General features: G+C 70.7%; 19 protein-coding genes. 13 read left to right on the top strand and 6 right to left on the bottom strand.

The genetic code is table 11. From position 1 onward, the window contains the following. Positions 1–89 precede the first annotated feature (89 nt). Positions 90–1,223, top strand: coding sequence for a glutamate--cysteine ligase (locus Ato02nite_RS10950; RefSeq protein WP_246606501.1), 1,134 nt, complete (start codon positions 90–92; stop codon positions 1,221–1,223). Here the strand turns inward: Ato02nite_RS10950 and Ato02nite_RS10945 are convergent. Further along, on the bottom strand, positions 1,220–2,350 hold the full coding sequence (locus tag Ato02nite_RS10945) for an LLM class flavin-dependent oxidoreductase (protein WP_213006331.1): 1,131 nt from the start codon (positions 2,348–2,350) through the stop codon (positions 1,220–1,222). The two genes, Ato02nite_RS10950 and Ato02nite_RS10945, sit on opposite strands and share 4 nt — an antisense overlap. A 178-nt stretch (positions 2,351–2,528) precedes the next feature. Between Ato02nite_RS10945 and Ato02nite_RS10940 the strand changes: the two genes are divergently transcribed. The 3 genes from Ato02nite_RS10940 (at position 2,529) to Ato02nite_RS10930 (ending at position 5,385) form a co-directional block, all read left to right on the top strand. After that, positions 2,529–4,097: a methyl-accepting chemotaxis protein gene (locus Ato02nite_RS10940; RefSeq protein WP_246606442.1), complete on the top strand. Its 1,569-nt coding sequence runs from the start codon at positions 2,529–2,531 to the stop codon at positions 4,095–4,097. A gap of 150 nt (positions 4,098–4,247) precedes the next feature. After that, complete coding sequence (locus Ato02nite_RS10935) at positions 4,248–4,814, top strand: hypothetical protein (protein ID WP_213006329.1); 567 nt, start codon at positions 4,248–4,250, stop codon at positions 4,812–4,814. Between the two features lie 7 nt (positions 4,815–4,821). After that, on the top strand, positions 4,822–5,385 hold the full coding sequence (locus Ato02nite_RS10930; protein WP_213006328.1) for a hypothetical protein: 564 nt from the start codon (positions 4,822–4,824) through the stop codon (positions 5,383–5,385). 32 nt (positions 5,386–5,417) lie between these two features. Here the strand turns inward: Ato02nite_RS10930 and Ato02nite_RS10925 are convergent, their stop codons facing one another. From Ato02nite_RS10925 to Ato02nite_RS10915, 3 genes are read right to left on the bottom strand one after another with little or no spacing between them, the layout of a single operon-like run. Beyond that, positions 5,418–6,605, bottom strand: coding sequence for an ABC transporter permease (locus tag Ato02nite_RS10925; protein ID WP_213006327.1), 1,188 nt, complete (start codon positions 6,603–6,605; stop codon positions 5,418–5,420). Next, positions 6,602–7,231 carry an ABC transporter ATP-binding protein gene (locus Ato02nite_RS10920; RefSeq protein WP_213006357.1) on the bottom strand — a complete coding sequence of 210 codons (630 nt, stop codon included), beginning with the start codon at positions 7,229–7,231 and terminating at the stop codon, positions 6,602–6,604. The genes Ato02nite_RS10925 and Ato02nite_RS10920 overlap by 4 nt, the downstream gene beginning before the upstream one ends. 26 nt (positions 7,232–7,257) lie before the next feature. Beyond that, complete coding sequence (locus tag Ato02nite_RS10915) at positions 7,258–8,379, bottom strand: efflux RND transporter periplasmic adaptor subunit (protein WP_213006326.1); 1,122 nt, start codon at positions 8,377–8,379, stop codon at positions 7,258–7,260. Positions 8,380–8,469: 90 nt separating this feature from the next. Between Ato02nite_RS10915 and Ato02nite_RS10910 the strand changes: the two genes are divergently transcribed. From Ato02nite_RS10910 to Ato02nite_RS10895, 4 genes are all read left to right on the top strand, one after another. After that, a complete protein-coding gene (locus tag Ato02nite_RS10910) occupies positions 8,470–9,165 on the top strand; it encodes a response regulator transcription factor (protein WP_213006325.1) in 696 nt (231 codons plus the stop codon). After that, positions 9,162–10,958 carry a sensor histidine kinase gene (locus Ato02nite_RS10905; protein ID WP_246606440.1) on the top strand — a complete coding sequence of 599 codons (1,797 nt, stop codon included), beginning with the start codon at positions 9,162–9,164 and terminating at the stop codon, positions 10,956–10,958. The genes Ato02nite_RS10910 and Ato02nite_RS10905 overlap by 4 nt, the downstream gene beginning before the upstream one ends. A 149-nt stretch (positions 10,959–11,107) precedes the next feature. Continuing rightward, a complete protein-coding gene (locus Ato02nite_RS10900; RefSeq protein WP_213006324.1) occupies positions 11,108–12,040 on the top strand; it encodes a glycosyltransferase family 2 protein in 933 nt (310 codons plus the stop codon). A 232-nt stretch (positions 12,041–12,272) separates the two neighbouring features. Then, positions 12,273–14,693: an immune inhibitor A domain-containing protein gene (locus tag Ato02nite_RS10895; RefSeq protein ID WP_213006355.1), complete on the top strand. Its 2,421-nt coding sequence runs from the start codon at positions 12,273–12,275 to the stop codon at positions 14,691–14,693. Positions 14,694–14,711: 18 nt separating this feature from the next. Here Ato02nite_RS10895 and Ato02nite_RS10890 read toward each other — a convergent pair whose 3' ends face one another. Both Ato02nite_RS10890 and Ato02nite_RS10885 read right to left on the bottom strand, forming a co-directional pair. Then, on the bottom strand, positions 14,712–15,515 hold the full coding sequence (locus Ato02nite_RS10890; protein WP_213006323.1) for a hypothetical protein: 804 nt from the start codon (positions 15,513–15,515) through the stop codon (positions 14,712–14,714). Beyond that, positions 15,512–15,832 carry a PadR family transcriptional regulator gene (locus tag Ato02nite_RS10885; protein WP_246606438.1) on the bottom strand — a complete coding sequence of 107 codons (321 nt, stop codon included), beginning with the start codon at positions 15,830–15,832 and terminating at the stop codon, positions 15,512–15,514. Before Ato02nite_RS10885 ends, Ato02nite_RS10890 begins: the two co-directional genes overlap by 4 nt. A gap of 125 nt (positions 15,833–15,957) precedes the next feature. Between Ato02nite_RS10885 and Ato02nite_RS10880 the strand changes: the two genes are divergently transcribed. The 5 genes from Ato02nite_RS10880 to Ato02nite_RS10860 all read left to right on the top strand — a co-directional run bounded on the left by Ato02nite_RS10880 (position 15,958) and on the right by Ato02nite_RS10860 (position 19,197). Further along, on the top strand, positions 15,958–17,496 hold the full coding sequence (locus Ato02nite_RS10880; RefSeq protein ID WP_213006322.1) for an alpha/beta hydrolase: 1,539 nt from the start codon (positions 15,958–15,960) through the stop codon (positions 17,494–17,496). A 99-nt stretch (positions 17,497–17,595) separates the two neighbouring features. Continuing rightward, on the top strand, positions 17,596–17,991 hold the full coding sequence (locus tag Ato02nite_RS10875) for a YbaB/EbfC family nucleoid-associated protein (RefSeq protein WP_213006321.1): 396 nt from the start codon (positions 17,596–17,598) through the stop codon (positions 17,989–17,991). 29 nt (positions 17,992–18,020) lie between these two features. Further along, on the top strand, positions 18,021–18,347 hold the full coding sequence (locus tag Ato02nite_RS10870; RefSeq protein ID WP_213006320.1) for a WXG100 family type VII secretion target: 327 nt from the start codon (positions 18,021–18,023) through the stop codon (positions 18,345–18,347). Positions 18,348–18,350: 3 nt separating this feature from the next. Beyond that, complete coding sequence (locus tag Ato02nite_RS10865; protein WP_213006319.1) at positions 18,351–18,878, top strand: WXG100-like domain-containing protein; 528 nt, start codon at positions 18,351–18,353, stop codon at positions 18,876–18,878. Continuing rightward, positions 18,826–19,197, top strand: coding sequence for an EndoU domain-containing protein (locus Ato02nite_RS10860; protein WP_213006318.1), 372 nt, complete (start codon positions 18,826–18,828; stop codon positions 19,195–19,197). Before Ato02nite_RS10865 ends, Ato02nite_RS10860 begins: the two co-directional genes overlap by 53 nt. The last annotated feature ends 13 nt before the right edge of the window (positions 19,198–19,210 follow it).

Here is a 19,210-nt window from a genome sequence, read left to right as displayed (position 1 = left end):
TGCAGCCCTCAAAGTTACGGGCCGGCAACGGGAAACAACGGTTCTATTACCGATAGGTGTCGACTGACACACTCTCGGCGACCGGCATAATGGGACGAGTGCACATCGACTTCGCCGGGTCGGCGCGATCACGGCTGGGGATCGAATGGGAAATAGCCTGCGTCGACCGGCGTAGCGGCGAGTTGACCGCCGCCGCCCCGGAGCTCCTGTCGAAGATCGGTGCCGTGGAGGGTTTTCCGCACGTCACCAACGAGTTGCTCACCAACACCCTGGAGATCGTCAGCGCCCCGCACCACCGGGTGCGCGACGCGGTCGCCGATCTCACCGGCCTGGTCGAGCGGGTCGCCGGGTTCGCCGAGCCGATGGGTGTCGACCTCATCTCGTCCGGTACCCACCCGTTCAGCCAGTGGTTCCAGCAGCAGGTGACCCCGGACAAGCCGCGCTACGCCACCCTCATCGACCGCACCCGCTGGTGGGGCCGGCAGATGATGATCTGGGGCGTGCATGTCCACGTGGCGGTCGAGGACCGCCGCAAGGTGTTCCCGATCATCGACGGCCTGCTCACCTACCTGCCGCACTTCCAGGCGCTCAGTGCGTCGAGCCCGTTCTGGTCGGGGGAGAACACCGGGTACGCATCCAACCGGGCGCTGATGTTCCAGCAGTTGCCGACCGCCGGCCTGCCGCCGCAGTTCACCGACTGGGCGCAGTACGAGGCGATGGTCGCCGACCTGAAGCACATCGGCGTCATCGAGGACCTGACCGAGCTGCGCTGGGACATCCGCCCCTCGCCGAAGTGGGGCACGATCGAGGTGCGCACGTTCGACGGCATCCCCACCACCCGGGAGATCGGCGCGATCGCGGCCCTCACGCAGTGCCTGGCCGAGCACCTGTCGGCCGAGCTCGACGCCGGCCGGGAGGTGCCGACCATGCAGCCGTGGTACGTCCGGGAGAACAAGTGGCGGTCGGCCCGCTACGGCATGGACGCCATCATCATCCGTAACTCGGCCGGCGACGAACGGCTGGTCACCGAGGACCTCGGCGAGCTGCTGCCGGCCCTGGCCCCGATCGCCGACGCGCTCGGCTGCGCGGTGGAGCTGGAGCAGGTGCGGGACATCATCACCGGCGGAGCCAGCTACCAGCGGCAGCTCCGGGTGGCCGCGGACAACGACGGAAGCCTCAAGGCCGTCGTCTCGTCCCTGGTGCGGGAGCTGCGCGAGGGCTAGGCCTTCTCGATCTCGGCGGCCGCGTCGGCGACCGTGCGACCGGCGGCCGCGGGCCGGCCGCCGTACGGGTCCTGGTCGCTCCAGAGCGTGGTCGGCGCGGCCTTGCGGACCACCGGGATCACCTCGGTGGGGAGCCGTTCGAGCATGTGCAGCTGTTGCTCGTGCGGGATCATCGTGGGCAGGCTGAACGACTGGAGGTCGTGCCCGAACGCCTCGTGGAACCAGAGGATCTTCTCGGTGACCTGCTGCGGCGACCCGACCAGGACCGGCCCGCGGGCGATGGCGTCGTCGATGCTCCCGAAGGTCATCTCGTTGCCCGGGGTGTGGTTGCCCGGCTGGTTGAAGTAGGCGACGAGGCGCTCGTAGGTCGGCCCGAACGCCTCCCGCGCCTGCTGCGTGGTGTCGGCCAGGTAGAGGAAGCCGGCCCCGGCCGCGACGTAGGCGAACCGCGGATCGTGGCCGTTCTCGGCGTACCGCCGCCGGTAGTGGTCGATGAGGACGGTGTAGTTGTCGCGCGGCTGGATCGCGTTGGCCGAGAACAGCGGGTCCCCCCACTTGGCCGCGAGTTCCGCCGAGGTCAGGGTGGTCGCCGAGCCGTGCCAGACGCGAGGACTTCCGGCGTACGGCCGGGGCAGGCTGGTCACCGCGTCGAGCGGCCCGCGGAACCGGCCCTGCCAGGTGACGTCCTCCTCCCGCCACAGCCGGCGCAGCAGCTCGTACTTCTCGGCCAGGGCGTCCCACTGATCGCCGTTCTCGATGCCGAACATCGGCAGCTGGCGCAGCTCGTTGCCCTTGCCGATGACCAGCTCGAGCCGCCCTCGGGAGAGCTGGTCGACCGTGGCGTAGTCCTCGGCGACGCGCAGCGGGTCGTGGATCGACAGCACCGAGACGCCGGTCTGGATGCGCACCCGGCTGGTGGTGGCGGCGATCGCCCCGAGCAGCACGGTGACCCCGCTGGACAGGAACTGGCCCGCGTGCCGCTCGCCGAGCGCGACGGCGTCGAAGCCGAACTCCTCGGCGTAGCGGGCGGCGGTCAGGGCCTGGGAGAACCGCTCGTCCACCCGGATCGCGCGGCCGGTGACCGGGTTCGTCAGGTGCGGCAGGATGTCGAGAACCTGGAATCTCACCCCTCCACCCTAGTCATTCCTATGACGCCTACGGAACTAGTGGGTTTTGGAAAGTCTGACGTTCCCAAGACCGCAAATCGGGTACCGGCCGCCCTTCTCACCTTTTATCGTGAGATCTCAATCGCCGTGAAAGGTCCTGGTGACGGGCATGGTGTCCATCGGCAAGCGCGTGAGTTCGATGAGCATCCGCTCGAACCTGCTGGTAGCGGCGGCGATCGGCCTGGTCGTGGCGATCGCGGTCGGCGTCGTCGGGATCACCCGGATGTCGGCCATCGCCGACAAGGCCGACGCGATCTACCGCCAGGCGCTCCAGCCGCTCGCCGTGGTGCAGGACATCCAGCAGATGATCTGGCACTCGCGGTGGGCCGGTGTGTCCGGCTCGACCTCGACCGACCCCACCAAGGCGAAGGCCTACAACGCCGAGGCCGCCGAGTACATCGAGTCGGTCACCCAGCGGATCACCGACTACGACAGCCTCGACGTCAGCGCGGCCGAGAAGGCGGGGATGACCCAGGTCAAGACGTCCTGGGAGTCGTACCTGACCTATCGCGCCCAGGCCGTCGCCCTGCAACAGGCCGGCAAGTTCGACGAGTGGCAGGCCCTGCGCACCAGCAAGCTGAACCCCGCGATCGTCGAGGCCGTCGGGCACATCGAGGACCTGAAGACCCTCACCCAGGACAAGGCGGCGGCGGCCGCGGTCGCGGCACGCTCGGCCGCCTCCTCCGCCCGCACCACCATCATCCTGACGCTGATCGCCGGCGTCCTGCTGGCCGGCCTGCTCGCGCTCATGGCGGCGCGGGCGCTGTCGCGCCGGCTGGCCGACCTCGAGGCGGTGATGGCCGCGATGGCCGACGGTGACCTGCGGGCCCGCACGGTGGACAGCGGCACCGACGAGATCGGCCGGATGTCCCGCTCGGCGTCCGCCGCGGTCGGCCACATGCGCGACGCGATGCAGACGCTCTCCGAGGCCAGCGCCGGTGTGGCGCAGCGTTCCGAGGAGATGCAGCAGGCCAGCCGGAACCTGGCCGGCGGCGTGGAGCAGACCTCCAGCCGGGTCAGCTCGATCGACCAGGCCGCCGAGGCGGTCACGGCGGGCGTGCAGGCGGTCGCCGGTGGCGCCGAGGAGATGGGCGCGGCGATCCGGGAGATCGCGATCAGCGCCGGCGAGGCGGCGAACGTGGCGTCCAGCGCGGTCGGCGTCGCCGCCGAGGCGGAGACCCTGATGACCAAGCTCGGGGCCTCGTCGGCCGAGATCGACAGCGTGGTCAAGACGATCACCGCGATCGCCGAGCAGACCAACCTGCTGGCCCTCAACGCCACCATCGAGGCGGCCCGCGCGGGGGAGACCGGCAAGGGCTTCGCGGTCGTCGCCGGCGAGGTCAAGGACTTGGCCCAGGAGACCGCGAAGGCCACCGAGGAGATCAGCCGGCGGATCGAGGCGATCCAGCGGGACGCCAAGGAGGCGGTCGAGTCGATCTCCGGCATCGGCCAGATCATCGGCAACATCAACGACTTCCAGACCACCATCGCCTCGGCGGTGGAACAGCAGAGTGCCACCACCAAGGGGATGACCGACGACCTGGGCCGGGCGGCCGGCGGCACGTCCGACATCAGCTCCCAGCTGGCCGACGTCGTGCACGTCACGGCGACCACCCGGGAGGCCGCGGACGCCACCGAGACCGCCGCCACCGACCTGGCCCAGATCTCGACCCGCCTCCAGCACGTCATCGGCACCTTCCGCTACTGATGTCACCCGGTGCGGCCGGCGCCACCGCCGGACCCAGCCGCGAGTGCCGGCCGATTCCTTGTCCGGCGAACCTGACACGTTCCTCACGTCCGGCCGGGAGGCTGTCCGACGCCCGGGATCGGCCCGGGCACCGGACAGAGAGGCAACTCCATGCGGAGAAGTCAGGTGCTGGTGGTGGCCACGGTGGCGCTCGGCCTGCTGTCGGCCTGTGGATCCCCGAAAGAGAAAGAGGCTTCGCAAGGTACGAAGGTGGCGACCCTGGCCAGCAGCGCGGCCACACCCTCGGCCGCGGCCACCGCGCAGCGCCCGCGGGAGCGGCTGGACACCACGCCCGAGGAGTTCGAGGCGATGCTGGGCCCCTACAACAAGTGCATGAAGGAGCACGGCTTCACGTCGAAGGGTCAGGTGGCCGGCTCCGAGGCCCGGCCCGCCACCGAGAAGGAGAAGTCGGCCGCCGACGAGGCGAACCGGATCTGCGAGCCGCAGTTCTACCCCCTGCCGCCGTGGGAGAAGGACCCGGCCAACCCGGAGGCCCGCGACTTCGCCCGGGACGTGGTCAAGTGCCTGAAGAACAAGGGCATCAAGTACGTCGAGGTGGCCGACGACGGCATCAGCCTCTCCCTGGGTGGCGAGCAGAACGACCCGACGTCGATCCGCCGGGGCCTGGACCTGGCGCCGGAGTGCGAGCGCACCGTCGCCGCGGCGATGAAGAAGTAGCCGGGCCATGCGGAGAATCCACCTGGTGCTGCTGGTCGCCGTGATCGCGCTGTCGGCCTGCGACTCACCCGAGCCCGAGCCCGACCAGGGCGGCGGCAAGGTGGCGAGCCTGACCAGCAGCGCACCGAAGGCATCGGCCAAGCCGGAACGCCCGCGCGAGCGGCTGGACGGCACGCCCGAGGAGTACGAGGCGATGCTGGGCCCGTACAACAAATGCCTGAAGGAGCACGGCGCCCTGCCGAAGAGCGAGTGGTACCAGGGCGATCAGGTCCCGGAGAAGAGCAAGCTGGTCGAGCTGGCCGAGAAGGCGACGGAGGCGGACCGGATCTGCGGGCCGCTGTATTCCCCGCTGCCGCCGTGGGAGAAGGACCCGGCCAACCCGGAGGCCCGCGACTTCGCCCGCGACGTGGTGAAGTGCCTGAAAGGCAAGGGCATCAAGTACGTCGAGGTCGGCGATGACGGCGTCGAGGTCGAGCTCGGCGGCGCGAAGAACGACGTGCCGTCGATCCGCAACGGCCTGGACCTCATGCCGGAGTGCGAACGTCAGGCCGCCGCGAACCTGAAGAAGTAGCGGCCGGGGAGGCGGCGGCCCGGCCGCCGCCTTCACACCGTGGCGAGCGCCTGCGTCGGGGTCAGGCGGGCCGCCCGTATGCACGGGTAGACGCCGGCCAGCACCCCGATCACGATCGCGCCGCCCACCCCGAGGCCCGCCGACTGCCCGGGAATCACCAGTGGCCAGTGCTGCCAGGCCGCGTAACCGACGGTGGCGAGCAGGCCCAGGGCGGTGCCGCCGAGCCCGCCGATCGTGGCCAGCAGCACCGACTCGGTGAGGAACTGGCCGCGGATCTGGCCTCGGGTGGCGCCCAGGGCCCGCCGCAGGCCGATCTCGGAACGCCGCTCCAGCACCGACACGACCATCGTGTTGGCCACCCCGATCCCGCCGACTGCGAGCGCGACCCCGGCCAGCGCCAGGAACAGCACCGAGAAGCTGCTCTCGGTGGCCCGCTTGGCGGCCAGCGCGTCGGACGGCCGGGTGACCATCACCGCCCCGGGCCGTTCCGGCGAGACGGTCTCGGCCAGCACGCCGCGCACCGCCTCGATCTGCGACTCGTCGCTCTGCACGTAGAGGACCGTCGGGTGGCCGTCGAAGCCCAGCTCGGACTTCGCCGCCGGCCAGCCGACCAGCACCGACCGGTCGATGTCCGGGGCGAGCGGGGTGGTGGCCAGGATGCCGACCACGGTGAACCGCCGGTCGCCGATCACCACCTGGGGTGCGGGCACGCCGGCCGGCAGTCCGGTCACGCCGAGGCGGCCGGCCGCGACCGAGCCGAGCACCACGGCCGGGAACCGCTCGGTCGCCGCGGTCAGCCAGGCGCCGGCCCGGATCCGCGCGTTGATGGTGGGCAGCAGGTCGGTGCGGGCGGCCAGCACGGTCAGGCCGGAGCCGTCGCCCGGGTCGGTGCGGTCGTTACGGCGTACCAGGGTGTGGGTGTTGGCGACCGCGCTGGCCGCGGTGACCGGGCCGATCCGCCGGACCATGTCGACTGCCGACTCCGGCAGCTGGGCCGGCGGGTTCACGTCGGGCAGGGCCACAGCCTGCAGGGTGTTGGTGCCGAGCGCGCTGAGCTTCTCGACCAGCGCCGCCTGGCTGGACGACGGGATGCCGGTCACCACGATCATGGTGGCGATGCCGATCGCGATGCCCAGGGCGGACAACGCGGCGCGAGCCGGCCGGGTGCGCAGGCCCAGCAGGCCGAGCGACAGGAAGTCGGCGAACGACAGGTGGATCACCGGACCAGCCGCCCGTCCCGGATCTCGATCCGCCGGGGCAGCGACGCCGCGATGTCCCGGTCGTGGGTGATCAGCGCGATCGTGGTGCCCTGCTCGTTGAGCCGCCGCAGCAGGTTGAGCACGACCTGGCCGGTGGCGGTGTCCAGGGCACCGGTCGGCTCGTCGGCCAGCACCAGCGACGGCCGGTTGACCAGCGCGCGGGCGATGGCCACCCGTTGCCGTTCGCCGCCGGACAGCTGCTGCGGGCGGTGCCCGGCGCGGTGCGCGAGACCGACCCGGGCCAGCGCGTGCAGGGCGCGGTCCCGCCGGTGCCGGCGCGGCACCCCGGCGTAGAGCAGGCCGGTGGCCACGTTCTCCACCGCGGTCAGCCCGTCGGTGAGGTGGAACTGCTGGAAGACGAAGCCGATCTGGCGGGCCCGCAGCGCGGACAGGCGGCGGTCGCTGAGCGTGGCCACGTCCTGCCCGGCGATCCGGACCGTGCCCGAGGTGGGCCGGTCCAGCGTGCCGATGATGTTCAGCAGGGTGGACTTGCCGGAGCCGGACGGGCCGACGATCGCCACCAGCTCACCCTCGGCGATGTCCAGGTCGACGGCGCTCAGTGCGGCCACCCCGCCGGGATAGCGCATGCTCACGTCGCGCAGGGAGAGGACGGTCACGACGCGACCACCACGTCCACGCCCTCGGCCAGGCCGTCGCCGGTGATCTGGACCCAGCCGTCGGCGAACATCCCGGTCTTGACCGCCACCAGCCCGTTCGGGCCCTGCACCGCGTAGCCGCCCTCGGTCAGCGCGATCAGCGCCTCGATCGGCGCGGCCAGCACGTCCTTCGCGGTCTTCCCGGCCACGTTCACCGCGACGTTCGCCGAGTCCAGCTTGGCGATGGTCTTCGGGTCGTCGACGGTCACCGACACGGTCAGTTTGGGCGGGCCGTCGGCGACGCCGCCGTCCGCCGCCGCGAGGGTGCGGCCGACCGACAGGATCCGGGCCTTGACCGTACGGTCGTCGGGCAGCGTCACGGTCACCGCGTCCCCGCGGTCCAGGGCGGCGGCGTCGCTCAGCTCGGCCGACACGGTGATCACCTTGCGGGTGGAGGTGACCGACATCAGCGGGGCGTTCGCGGGGGAGCCGGGCTGCACCGCGATCGAGTCGACCCGGACCGCGCCGGCCAGCACCTCGACGTCGCCCACCGCGATGGTGCCGGTGACCGGGAGGCCGACGTCGTCCTGCCACCGCTTGATCGCCGCGATCAGCCCGTCGGTGAGCGTGCTCGCGCCGTCCTTCACCGGCAACCGGCCGAAGTCGTACCCGAGCGCCCGCAGGTTGTCCGCGATGATCCGCACGTCCCGGCCGGCCAGGTTCTTGCCCGCGATCGCCCGATACAGCGGCATGCTGCCGTAGAACAGCACGACCGGCTTGTCGTCCGCCCGGAACAGCTGTCTGCCCCGCTTGATGGTGGCGCCGACGGCGGGCAGCCAGGTCACGGTGGCCGCGGTGTGCCCGGCGAGCGGGCGCGGCGGGCCGAAGCCGATGGTGCCGTCCAGCTTCCGGGTGGTGGACAGGTCGCGGCGCTCGAGCGGCACGGTCTCGACCGCGGTCGTCTGGTCGGCCACCGGCTCGGCGGACGCCCGGTGCCGGGTGACCGCCACCGCCGCGCCGGCCCCTAGCGCCGCCACGACCACGAACCCGGCCAGCCACTTCGCCCAGGTCCGCCGGCGCGGCGGTGGGTCCGGTTCGAGCGGGATCACTTCGGTCGGGGGATCAGCCGTCGGGTGCATGGCGACGAGCGTGGCCGGGGGCCGTTAGAAAGCTGTTAGGTATCCCGGAAGTTCTCATCGCGGGTGCGTGGCGCACCTATCATCGCCGCCATGTGTGCTCAGGTCCTGGTCGCGGAGGACGAACCCCGCCAAGCCGAAGTGGTGCGGCGGTACCTGGCCGCGGCCGGTCACGAGGTCCTCGTCGTGCACGACGGCCGGGCCGCGCTGGACGAGGCCCGCCGGTGGCGCCCCGACCTGGTGGTGCTCGACGTGATGATGCCCGGCCTGGACGGCCTGCACGTGTGCCGGACGCTGCGCCAGGAGTCGGACGTGCTGGTGCTGATGCTCACCGCCCGGACCACCGAGGACGACCTGCTGCGCGGCCTGGAGCTGGGCGCCGACGACTACCTGACCAAGCCGTACAGCCCTCGGGAGCTGATGGCCCGGGTGCGTACCCTGCTGCGGCGGGTGTCCCGCGGTGCCGCGCCGGCCGGTCCGGGGCCGCGGCGGGTCGGCCGGATCGGGGTGGACCCGGCCCGGCACCAGATCACCGTGGACGGCGTCCCGGTCGAGTGCACCCGCGGCGAGTTCGCCATCCTGGCCGCGATGTCCGAGCAGCCCGACCGGGTGTTCACCCGGGCTCAGCTGCTGCACCACACCCGCGGGATCGACCGGAGCTCGACGGAACGGACGATCGACGTACACGTGATGAACCTGCGCCGGAAGATCGAGGCCGACCCGCAGCGGCCGGCCCAGCTGATCACGGTGCACGGCGTCGGCTACAAGCTGGCGGCGGAGACGCCGTGACCGGCGGCCGGGTGGCGGTGCGGCACAGCCTGGTGACCCGGCTGCTGGTCACCTCGGTGCTGATCGCGATCGCCGCGATCGTGTCGACCGCCTGGCTGGCGGCCAGCACCGCGACCCGGGCCATCCGGCAGGAGCAGGGCCGGTCGCTCACCGAGGACAAGGGCGTGTACGACATGCTCGTCGGGTACGCGGCCGGCCACGCCGACTGGTCCGGCGTCTCGGCCCTGATCCAGCAGCGGGCCGCCAAGCTGGGCCGCCGGATCACCCTGACCACCCCGGACCGGGCGGTGATCGCCGACTCCGGTCCGGGTCCGTCGCTGGCGGCCGCCCGTCCGTCCGCCACCGTCGACCCGCTCAACCTGGACCTCGCCCTGACCGGTGGCACCGAGCGGATCGACGCGCGGGTCACCGGCCCGTTCCGGATCCCGCCGGACCAGCGCGACTCGTTGCGGAAGATCGCCGCCGACGAGGTGTCGTGCCTGCGCAAGAACGGCGCGGACGGCAAGGTCACCGAGCAGCCGAGCGGCCGGCCGGTGGTCACCGTGATCGGCGCGGACGCCGGCAAGATCGAGCTGTACTGCGATCGGCGGGTGCCGTTCGAGATCACCAGGTCCGAGGTCAAGCCGCTGCGGAACCTGAGCACCCTGGTCTCGCGCTGCGTCGGCATGCCGGCGAACTACGAGGTGGGAGTGTGGCCGGACTTCTCAACGTACTTCGCCAAGGTCGACGCGGCCAACGGGACGGCTGCGGAGATCCCGGCCGCGGCGCCGATGCCCGACACCGGCATCCCGGCGACCGCCTCCCGCGTGCGAGGCTGCGTGGAGAAGTCCCGGCGGACCATGCTCCAGCCGTACGTCGCTCCGGCCGCCCTGCTATTCGTCACCGACCCGGGCACCGGCGCCGACCAGACCCGGTTCACCCTGTCCCGGCCGAACACGATCCGGATCGTGGCCACCACGGGTGCGGTTCTGCTCGCCACCATCCTGGTCACAGTGCTGGTCGGCCGCCGCCTGGTGCGGCCGCTGCGGGCGCTCACCGACGCCGCCGACCGGCACCACCCGGCCCCGGTGTCCACCCAGGACGAGATCGGCCGGCTGGCCCGCGCGCTCAACGACTCCACCGAGCGGCGGGACCGGGCCGAGGCGCAGCGCCGGGCCATGGTCAGCGACGTGGCGCACGAGTTGCGCACCCCGCTGACCAACATCCGCAGCTGGCTGGAGGCGGCCCAGGACGATCTGGCCCCCACCGACGCCCAGTTGCTCGGCCTCCTGCACGAGGAGGCGGTGCTGCTGCAGCACATCATCGACGACCTGAGCGATCTGGCCGAAGCGGACGCCGGCACGCTGCGCATCCACGCCGAGCCGGTGCACCTGCGAGACGTGCTCACCCAGGTGGTGGACGGGCACCGCGCCCCCGCGCACGCGGCCGGCGTGCACCTGAGCGTGGCGGTCGACGGCGATCCGGTGGTGGCGGCCGACGCGGTGCGGCTGCGCCAGCTGGTGGGCAACCTGGTGTCCAACGGCATCCGGTACACCCCGCGGGGCGGTTCGGTCACGGTCGGCGCGGACGGTTCGGAGATCACCGTACGGGACACCGGGGTGGGTATCGTCCCGGCCGACCTGCCGCGGATCTTCGACCGTTTCTGGCGGGCCGACGAATCGCGCAGCCGGTCGACCGGCGGCAGCGGCCTGGGGTTGGCGATCGCCCGCAAGCTGGCCGAGGCGCACGGCGGCACCATCGAGGTGGCGAGCACCCCCGGCGAGGGCACCGTCTTCACGATTCGGCTGCCCTGAGGGGCTGGTGTGACCGGTGGGCCGAGGCTCTGACCAGGCGTATCGGCCAATTCCAACCTTTCGGTCATGTCATGAATTATCGCGTCTTGTTAGGTTTGTAGTCGGCCCGCGCCCCCTTGATCGTCGGCGCCAACGACGAAGGACCCCCCATGACGCAGGATCGCCGCAGCACTCTCCGCTCGACGCCGGACCGCCGGAGCACCCCACCCGGCCACCCGCGCCGCCCACCCAAGGTCAGCGTCGTCATCCCGACGCTGAACGAGGAGCTGAACCTGCCGCACGTGTTCGAGGCGCTGCCGGCCGGCCTGCACGAGGTCGTCCTGGTCGACGGCGGTTCGGTCGACAACACCGTGGCGGTCGCCCGCCAGTTGCGCCCCGACGTCGTCGTGGTGCAGCAGACCCGTACGGGAAAAGGAAATGCTCTGGCCAGCGGTTTTGCCGCCTGCACCGGGGACGCCATCGTGATGATCGACGCGGACGGCTCCACCGACCCGGCCGAGATCCACCGCTTCGTCGAGGCGCTGATCGAGGGCGCCGAGTTCGCCAAGGGCTCGCGCTTCGGCAAGGGTGGCCACAGCGACGACATCACCCCGCTGCGCCGGGCCGGCAACATGGGCCTCAACCTGTTCGTCAACACGCTCTTCAAGACCAAGTTCACCGACCTGTGCTACGGCTACAACGCGTTCTGGCGCCGCGCCGTACCGGTGATGGACCTGCCCTCGACCGACCTGCCGGCCCCCGCCGACGGTCGCAAGCTGTGGGGCGACGGCTTCGAGATCGAAACCCTGATCAACATCCGGGTCGCGGCCGGTGGCCTGCGGATCAAAGAGGTGTCCAGCATCGAGCACCTGCGCATCCACGGGATGAGCAACCTCAACACCTTCCGGGACGGCACCCGGGTGCTGCGGACCATCCTCAGCGAGTACCGCCGGCTCGGTGCCCAGCGCCGCGCGGCGGCCAAGGCCGCGGCCGCCGCCCAGCGCGGCAAGGTCGTCCCGGTGCTGGCGGTTCCCGGCGGCAACTGGTACGGCAAGGTCGACGCTCTGCTGGCCGCGGAGACCCAGGCTCAGCACACTCCCTGACGGCTACCCGATCGGCACCGCCGACCCGGCTCATTCTGCCGGGTCGGCGGTTTTGTCATGTCCGGTCGGATGGAAAATTGGATCGATATCGGTCTACGTCTTTCGCTCATGACGCATCGATGCCTACGTTCCTAGGCGGGCCCGAACGGTCCACAGTGCATCCGGGTCGCGCCCGCACCACCGGCGGGTGTGGCACCACCGCTCCGGAGGTAAATCGATGCGAAAAGTCGTAGTGGGATTGCTGGGCTTGAGCCTGGCGTCCGGATTGGGTGTTTCGCTCAGTCCGGCCGCCGTGGCCGCCCCATCGGCGGAAACGCCGGCCGCGGTCCCCTCGGACAAGAATGCGGCCAGCGATGAGCTGGTCGGTCCGCTCGAACAGAAGCGGAGGGCGCTGCGGGAAAAGGCCGTCAGCGATGTCGCCTCCGGCCGTGCGAAATTGGAGAATCGCAACGGCAGCACGGTCGTCAAGGTCGGCCAGTCGGCCGGCGGTGGCGCGTTCGGCGGCAAGTCGCGCAGCCGCGGCGGAGGCCGGGACAACCGCGACCAATATGTGGAGCTCGCCCGGGAAAAGACCGACCGGATCTTCGTGATCCTCGCCGAGTTCGGTAACGAGCGCGATCCGCGCTTCCCCGACCGGGACACCGACCCCACCACGGCCGGGCCGCAGCGGTTCGACGGACCGCTGCACAACCAGATCCCGGCGCCGAATCGGGCGGTCGACAACACCACCGTCTGGCAGTCCGACTACAACCAGCAGCACTTCCAGAACCTGTACTTCGGCAAGGGCAAGAACGTCGAGTCGGTCAAGACGTACTACGAGACGCAGTCGTCCGGGCGCTACAGCGTCGACGGCACCGTCACCGACTGGGTCAAGGTCAACTACAACGAGGCCCGGTACGGCCGGTCCGGCGACGACCCGACCGACGAGAACGGCGACGACCCGAACGTCTGCGGCAGCAACGTCTGTAACACCACGTACGACCTGGTGCGCGACGCCGCCAACCAGTGGGTCACCGACCAGCTGGCCCGCGGCCGCACCAAGGCCGAGGTGGTCGCCGAGCTCAAGACGTTCGACCAGTGGGACCGGTACGACTTCGACGGTGACGGCAACTTCAACGAGCCGGACGGGTACCTCGACCACTTCCAGATCGTGCACGCCGGCGGCGACGAGGCGGACGGCGACCCGTACCAGGGTGAGGACGCCATCTGGAGCCACCGCGCGTTCGCGTACGGCGACGACGAGGGCGACCGCGGCCCGACCGGCAACCTGCTCGGCGGCACCGAGATCGCCGACACCGGCCTGTGGATCGGCGACTACACGATCCAGCCGGAGAACGGCGGCCTGAGCGTCTTCGTCCACGAGTACGGCCACGACCTGGGCCTGCCCGACGACTACAACGTGCTGGCCGGCGGCACCGGGAACAACGAGTACTGGACGCTGATGGCGCAGAGCCGCCTCAACGCGGCCGGTGAACCGCTCGGCACCCGGCCGGGCGACCTCGGCGCGTGGAACAAGCTGCAGCTCGGCTGGCTCGACTACGAGACGGTGGTGGCGAAACAGAAACGCACCATCACCCTCGGCCCACAGGAGTACAACAGCAAGAAGGCACAGGCCGCCGTCGTGGTGCTGCCGAAGAAAACGGTGACCACGCAGTTCGGTGCGCCGTTCTCCGGCACCAAGCAGTATTTCTCCGGTAACGCCGACGACCTGCGCAACTCGATGACGCGCCAGTTCGACCTGGCCGGCACGACCGCGCCGACCCTGTCCCTGAAGGCGCGCTACAACATCGAGGAGGGCTTCGACTATCTGTACGTGCGGGCGTCGCTCGACGGTCAGAAGTGGACGGCTCTCGACGGCACGGTCAACGGACAGCCGTTCATCCGGGACGGGGCCAATCCGCCCCGGCCGGCGATCGGTGGCAGCACCGAGGACCAGTGGGTGGACGTTTCCGTGCCGCTCAATGCGTACGCGGGGAAGAACGTCTATCTGCAGTTCTATTACCGCACCGACGGCGGTTTCGCGGCCGGTGGTTTCTTCTCCGACAACATCCAGGTCACCGACGGCGCCACGGTGCTGTTCAGCGACGACGCCGAGAGCGCCACGCCGTGGACGCTGAAGGGCTTCACGGTGGTGGGCACCAGCTCGACCGGCCAGTACGACAACTACTACATCGCCGGCCACCGGACGTACGTCTCCTACGACAAGTATCTGAAGACCGGCCCGTACAATTTCGGTTTCCTCAACACCAAGCCCGACTGGGTCGAGCACTACTCGTACCAGCAAGGGGTGTTGATTTCCTATTGGGACCGGTCCCAGGTCGACAATGACACGAACTGGCATCCGGGTGTGGGCCGCAACCTTTACATCGACTCGCATCCCCGCCCGTTCTACCGGATGGACGGCCTGCCGTTCAGCTCCCGCATCCAGGTCTATGACGCCCCGTTCGGGCTGCGTAAGGCCGACTCGATGACGCTGCACATCAACGGCCAGGCCTCTTATGTACGGGGTCAGCCGGGTCAGCCGCTGTTCGACGACACCCAGAAGTACTTCTACGACGAGTTGCCGAACCAGGGGGTCAAACTCCCCGCGGTCGGCGTGAAGATCCGGGTCCTTTCGGAGAACGGCACCTCCGCGAAGATTCGCATCTCGTGAACGATCGCCCGCCGCCGGTCAGATACGTGCCCGGCGGCGGGCGACCACCGAGCCGGCCACGAGCATGGCGCCCGGCCACCCCACCCACATCGCGACGTAGGTGGTCTCGAACCCGAGACCGGACAGGGCGGCCACGCCCTGATCGGCCAGGCCGAGCGTCAGCATGAGGCCGAACGCGAGCGCGGCCCGCTCGTCCAGCACGGTCCAGGCGAGCACCGCGGCCAGCAGAACGATCCAGCCGGTCTGCAACGGCGACGGCACCAGCGACGGCTCGAGCAACGCGAGCGGCAGGACGAGCAGATAGGCCTGGCGCCACGGCGGGCGTCCGCCGCGCACCGCCGCCGGGATCAGCAGGACCGCGGCCAGCAGCCATTCGACCGACCAGGAGTAGGTCAGCCGCCCGTCGCTGAGCATCGGAAAGAGATAGGCCGCGACGGCACAGCCGATCGCGGCCGGGAGCCACCCGCGGAACGCGACCAGGATGCCGGCCAGGCCCAGCGCGGCGGCCACGCACTCCCGCCAGTCCGGGCCGGCCGGCCAGGCGATCTCGCGGGCCACGGTGGACACCGCGCCGAAGGCCATCAGCATGCACGCGGCCAGGGCGGCCGACTGCCGCCAGGTGGTGCCGAGGTCACGCCGGCCGGTCGCACCGGCCCGGCAGCGCAGCGCGCCGAGGATCAGGGCCCGTCGTTCCCGCAGCGAGAGCCGGGTGGCGCCGGACGCCAGCAGCACGTCGAGCATCTCGTCGCCGCGCTCGCGCCGGTAACCGGCCGGATAGAGGCGCAGCAGCCGGGTGTACGACCGTTCCAGTTCCGCTGTCATGCCACACCGCCCGCGAAGCGCAGGACCAGCCGGGCCGCCCCGGCCATGATCTGGGCCTCGGCCCGCAGCGCCGTGCCGCCGTCGCGGGTGAGCGCGTAGTAGCGCCGGGCCCGCCCGTTGACGATCTCGGTCCGCACGACCTCGATGAAGCCCTCGGCGGTGAGCCGGTCGAGCGCCGCGTAGAGCGTGCCGGTGGCCAGCCGGACCCGGCCGCCGGAGAGCTCGGCGGCCCGGCCGATGATCGCGTAACCGTGCAGCGGCTCGTCCAGCAGCGCGGTGAGAAGGAAGTACGTGGGTTCACGCATCCGCTGAGTCATGCCGCCACCATATGTCGATGATCTACGTATGTAAATGATCTATTTACGGGATCACGATCAACTTCGATACGTGTAACGATGACGGCTGGTCCGCACCCTCCGACCCGCAACCGGAAGGACGTGACATGAGACGGTTCCTGGCCACACTGGCCGGTGTCACCCTCGCCCTCACCGCGGTGGCTGCCGCACCGAGCCCCGCCACCGCCACCGCCACCACCCGCGTGCAGTGGGCCGCCTGCACCGAGGTGGCTCTGGCCGGCTTCGACTGCGCCACCCGCGAGGTGCCGCTCGACTACGACAAACCGCGCGGCGCCACCACCACGATCGCGCTCGCCCGCCGCCCCGCCGACGACCCCGCTCACAAGATCGGCACCATCTTCGTGAACCCCGGCGGCCCGGGCGGTGCCGGACGCGGCATGGTCGTCGCCGCGGCGGCCGGCCGGATCGTCGCACCCGACGTGCTCGCCCGCTTCGACATCGTCGGCTTCGACCCACGCGGCATCGGCGCCAGCGATCCGGTCCAGTGCTTCCCGACCGACGCGGAAGCCGAAGCGCTCTTCGCACAGATGAAACTGGTTCCGCTGAGCCGGGCCGAGATCAGCAGCACGATCCGCGCCAACCTGGCCTACACCGAGGGTTGCGTCCGTAACGCCGGGCCGCTGCTCAAGCACATGAGCACGCTGAACGTCGCGAAAGACCTCGACCAGCTGCGCCAGGCGGTCGGCGACAGCAAGCTCAGCTACATCGGCTACTCCTACGGCACGCTGATCGGCGCCACCTACGCCAACCTGTTCCCCGGTAAGGTCCGGGCCGTGATCATCGACGGCAACGTCGACCCCGACCAGCGCACCAACCACCGCCTCGACAACAAGTTCGAGCGGGCCGGCGGCTTCGAGATCGTGCTGAGCGGATTCCTGTCCGAGTGCGACAAGGCCGGCCCGAACTGCGCGTTCGCCGGCAACGCCCGGGCCAAGTTCGACGCCCTGCGCGACCGGCTCCGCCAGGGCCCGGCCGAGGTGCCCGACCTCGGCGGCACGGTGACCATCGACGACCTGACCGACTTCATCTCCGGCGTCCTCTACAACATCGCGGGCTGGCCGGACGCCGCGGCCACCCTGCAACTGGCTTACGACGCGATCCTCGGCGACGGCACGGCGCCGTCCACCCTGGCCGCCCGCCCGTTCCCGAAGGCCAAGCCCGGCCCCGGCTGGTCGGCCGACGACTACCTCTACAACGGCAACGACTCGTTCCTGGCGGTGAACTGCGCGGACGCGCCGCTGCCCCGCAACCCGGCGCGCTACCCCGGCATCGCCGACCGCTTCGAACGGGCCAACCCGACGTTCGGCCGCGCCGAGGCGTTCGGCGAGGTGGCCTGCGCGAACTGGCCGCGAATCACCGAGCGCTACGCCGGCCCGTGGAACCGCCGCACGGCGAACACCGTGCTCGTGGTCAACCCGACCTACGACCCGGCCACCCGCTACGACTTCGCCAAGCGCATGACACGGGAGCTGGGCAACGCCCGGCTGCTGACCCTCGACGGCTACGGCCACACGACCCGCTACAGCGCGTGCATAACCGGTTGGTACAGCCGCTACCTGATCGACGGCGCCCTGCCGCCGACCGGCACCCGCTGCAAGCAGGACCTGCCACCCTTCCCCGGTTAACCCAGCGAGCCACCCGGTGGCCGGCGCGCACCCCGCGCCGGCCACCGCCGCCGCTCCTTACGCGGTTCGGGCGAAGCTGCCCGCGCGAGGAGGTTGAAGATGACCGGCCCGTTCGATCCGTCCGGCCTGGCCGGCACGCTGGCCGACGTGGTAGCCGCGCACGGCCGGGCCCAGACGCCCTCCGGCGACCAGGACGAGCAGGAACCGCCCATCGGCACGGGCGAGGCCGCCGATGGCCGGATCCGGGTCCGGGCGGCTCTGCCCGGGCGGATCGAGAACCTCGAGCTGGAACCCTCCCTGCTGGGGCTGAGCGTGGAAGAGCTGGCGCGAGAGATCGAGTCGGCGGTCAACACCGCGCTCGCCGACCTGCAGACCCGCGCCGTCGCCGCCGCCGGTCCGACTGACCTCGGCGCGCTCACCGACCAGCTCAAGGACATCCAGTTCGACGCCGAGCGCCAGTTCACGAAGCTGACCGCGTCGCTGGTCGAAGCGTAGGAGCAGCTCACCCGCCGGGCCGGTGACCGATGACCGGCTTCATGATCGATCCCGAGCGGCTCTCGGCGTCCGGGTCGGCCCTGCAGAGCGTCGCCGCCCGGCTCTCCTCGGAGCTGGCGTCGTTCCGGTCCGAGCTGGCCGGTTTCGGCGCGCCCTGGGGGAGCGACGATATCGGGTCGCTGATCGGCGCCGCCCATGACGAGGTGTCGTCGTGGGCGTTCGAGTCCTACCAGGACGCCCTGGACGAGATGGCCTCGGCCGGTGCCGACGTGGTGGACATCAGCGCGCAGCACACGGAGGTGGACGAGAACGTCAGCCGCCGGTTCCGTGGGCTGCTGACCGAGCTGGGGCACTGACGCGTGGGCCTGGAGATCCCGGGCGAGTTCCGATCGCTGCTCGGCATCCTCGGTTACAACTGGCCGGAGGCCGACGAGACCGCGCTGGTCGAGATGGGGCAGGCATGGATGTCGTTCGCCGGCCGGCTGGAGGCGATCGTGTCGGACGCGACGTCGACCGCCGCGGAGGTGTGGACCGAGCACGAGGGTGCGGCCGTCGCGGCGTTCCAGGCCTGGTGGGCCCGAGAGGACAGTCCGGCCAAGGCGCTCCTGGACGGCGCGAACGCGGCCACGCTGACCGGTACCGGCCTGATGATCTGCGGCGGCATCGTGCTCGCCCTCAAGGTAGCGGTCATCGCCCAGCTCGCGATCCTGGCGGTGGAGATCGCGCAGGCGGTCGCGACGGCGGCGCCCACGTTCGGCGCGAGCCTGCTCGAGATTCCGATCTTCCAGCAGCTGACCCGGACGATCGTCGGCAACCTCGTGCAGGAGTGGTCACGTGCGGCCGGGCCGGCCCAAGGGCTCCGGCTACCACTACCGGCCCGGTGGTGAGGACTTCCCCGACCGCCGGATCCTGCCCGGCTCGAAGGTCACCTACCCGAATGGCGTGTACAAAGCGGAACCCGAGTTCTTCGACCCGACCCTGAACCCACCGGCCGGCGCCTGGAAGCCGAAGGCCGGCAACGGCGGCGTCAGCACGTTCTTCCCCGACGACTGGACGCCGGCGCAGGTGGACAACGCGGTGTCCGGCGCCTTCAAGAACTCGACGCAGGTGTCCGGCAACAAGTGGATCGGTACCTACCATGGCGTCACGATCGAAGGTTTCTACAACCAGTCCGGCGGCTTCACGCACGGCTGGCCCGTTCCCTAGCGCATCGGGAGGC

Source organism: Paractinoplanes toevensis (assembly GCF_018332695.1).
GTDB lineage: Bacteria > Actinomycetota > Actinomycetes > Mycobacteriales > Micromonosporaceae > Actinoplanes > Actinoplanes toevensis.
This window is presented reverse-complemented; position numbering and strand designations above follow the sequence as displayed.

Bases quoted from the DNA above. Each gene is read 5' to 3' on its own strand.
- Ato02nite_RS10920 (WP_213006357.1), bottom strand. From the start codon at position 7,231: ATGCGCTATCCCGGCGGGGTGGCCGCACTGAGCGCCGTCGACCTGGAC.
- Ato02nite_RS10880 (WP_213006322.1), top strand. From the start codon at position 15,958: ATGAGACGGTTCCTGGCCACACTGGCCGGTGTCACCCTCGCCCTCACC.
- Ato02nite_RS10875 (WP_213006321.1), top strand. From the start codon at position 17,596: ATGACCGGCCCGTTCGATCCGTCCGGCCTGGCCGGCACGCTGGCCGAC.
- Ato02nite_RS10930 (WP_213006328.1), top strand. From the start codon at position 4,822: ATGCGGAGAATCCACCTGGTGCTGCTGGTCGCCGTGATCGCGCTGTCG.
- Ato02nite_RS10950 (WP_246606501.1), top strand. From the start codon at position 90: ATGGGACGAGTGCACATCGACTTCGCCGGGTCGGCGCGATCACGGCTG.
- Ato02nite_RS10900 (WP_213006324.1), top strand. From the start codon at position 11,108: ATGACGCAGGATCGCCGCAGCACTCTCCGCTCGACGCCGGACCGCCGG.
- Ato02nite_RS10910 (WP_213006325.1), top strand. From the start codon at position 8,470: ATGTGTGCTCAGGTCCTGGTCGCGGAGGACGAACCCCGCCAAGCCGAA.
- Ato02nite_RS10890 (WP_213006323.1), bottom strand. From the start codon at position 15,515: ATGACAGCGGAACTGGAACGGTCGTACACCCGGCTGCTGCGCCTCTAT.
- Ato02nite_RS10885 (WP_246606438.1), bottom strand. From the start codon at position 15,832: ATGACTCAGCGGATGCGTGAACCCACGTACTTCCTTCTCACCGCGCTG.
- Ato02nite_RS10870 (WP_213006320.1), top strand. From the start codon at position 18,021: ATGACCGGCTTCATGATCGATCCCGAGCGGCTCTCGGCGTCCGGGTCG.
- Ato02nite_RS10915 (WP_213006326.1), bottom strand. From the start codon at position 8,379: ATGCACCCGACGGCTGATCCCCCGACCGAAGTGATCCCGCTCGAACCG.
- Ato02nite_RS10935 (WP_213006329.1), top strand. From the start codon at position 4,248: ATGCGGAGAAGTCAGGTGCTGGTGGTGGCCACGGTGGCGCTCGGCCTG.
- Ato02nite_RS10940 (WP_246606442.1), top strand. From the start codon at position 2,529: ATGAGCATCCGCTCGAACCTGCTGGTAGCGGCGGCGATCGGCCTGGTC.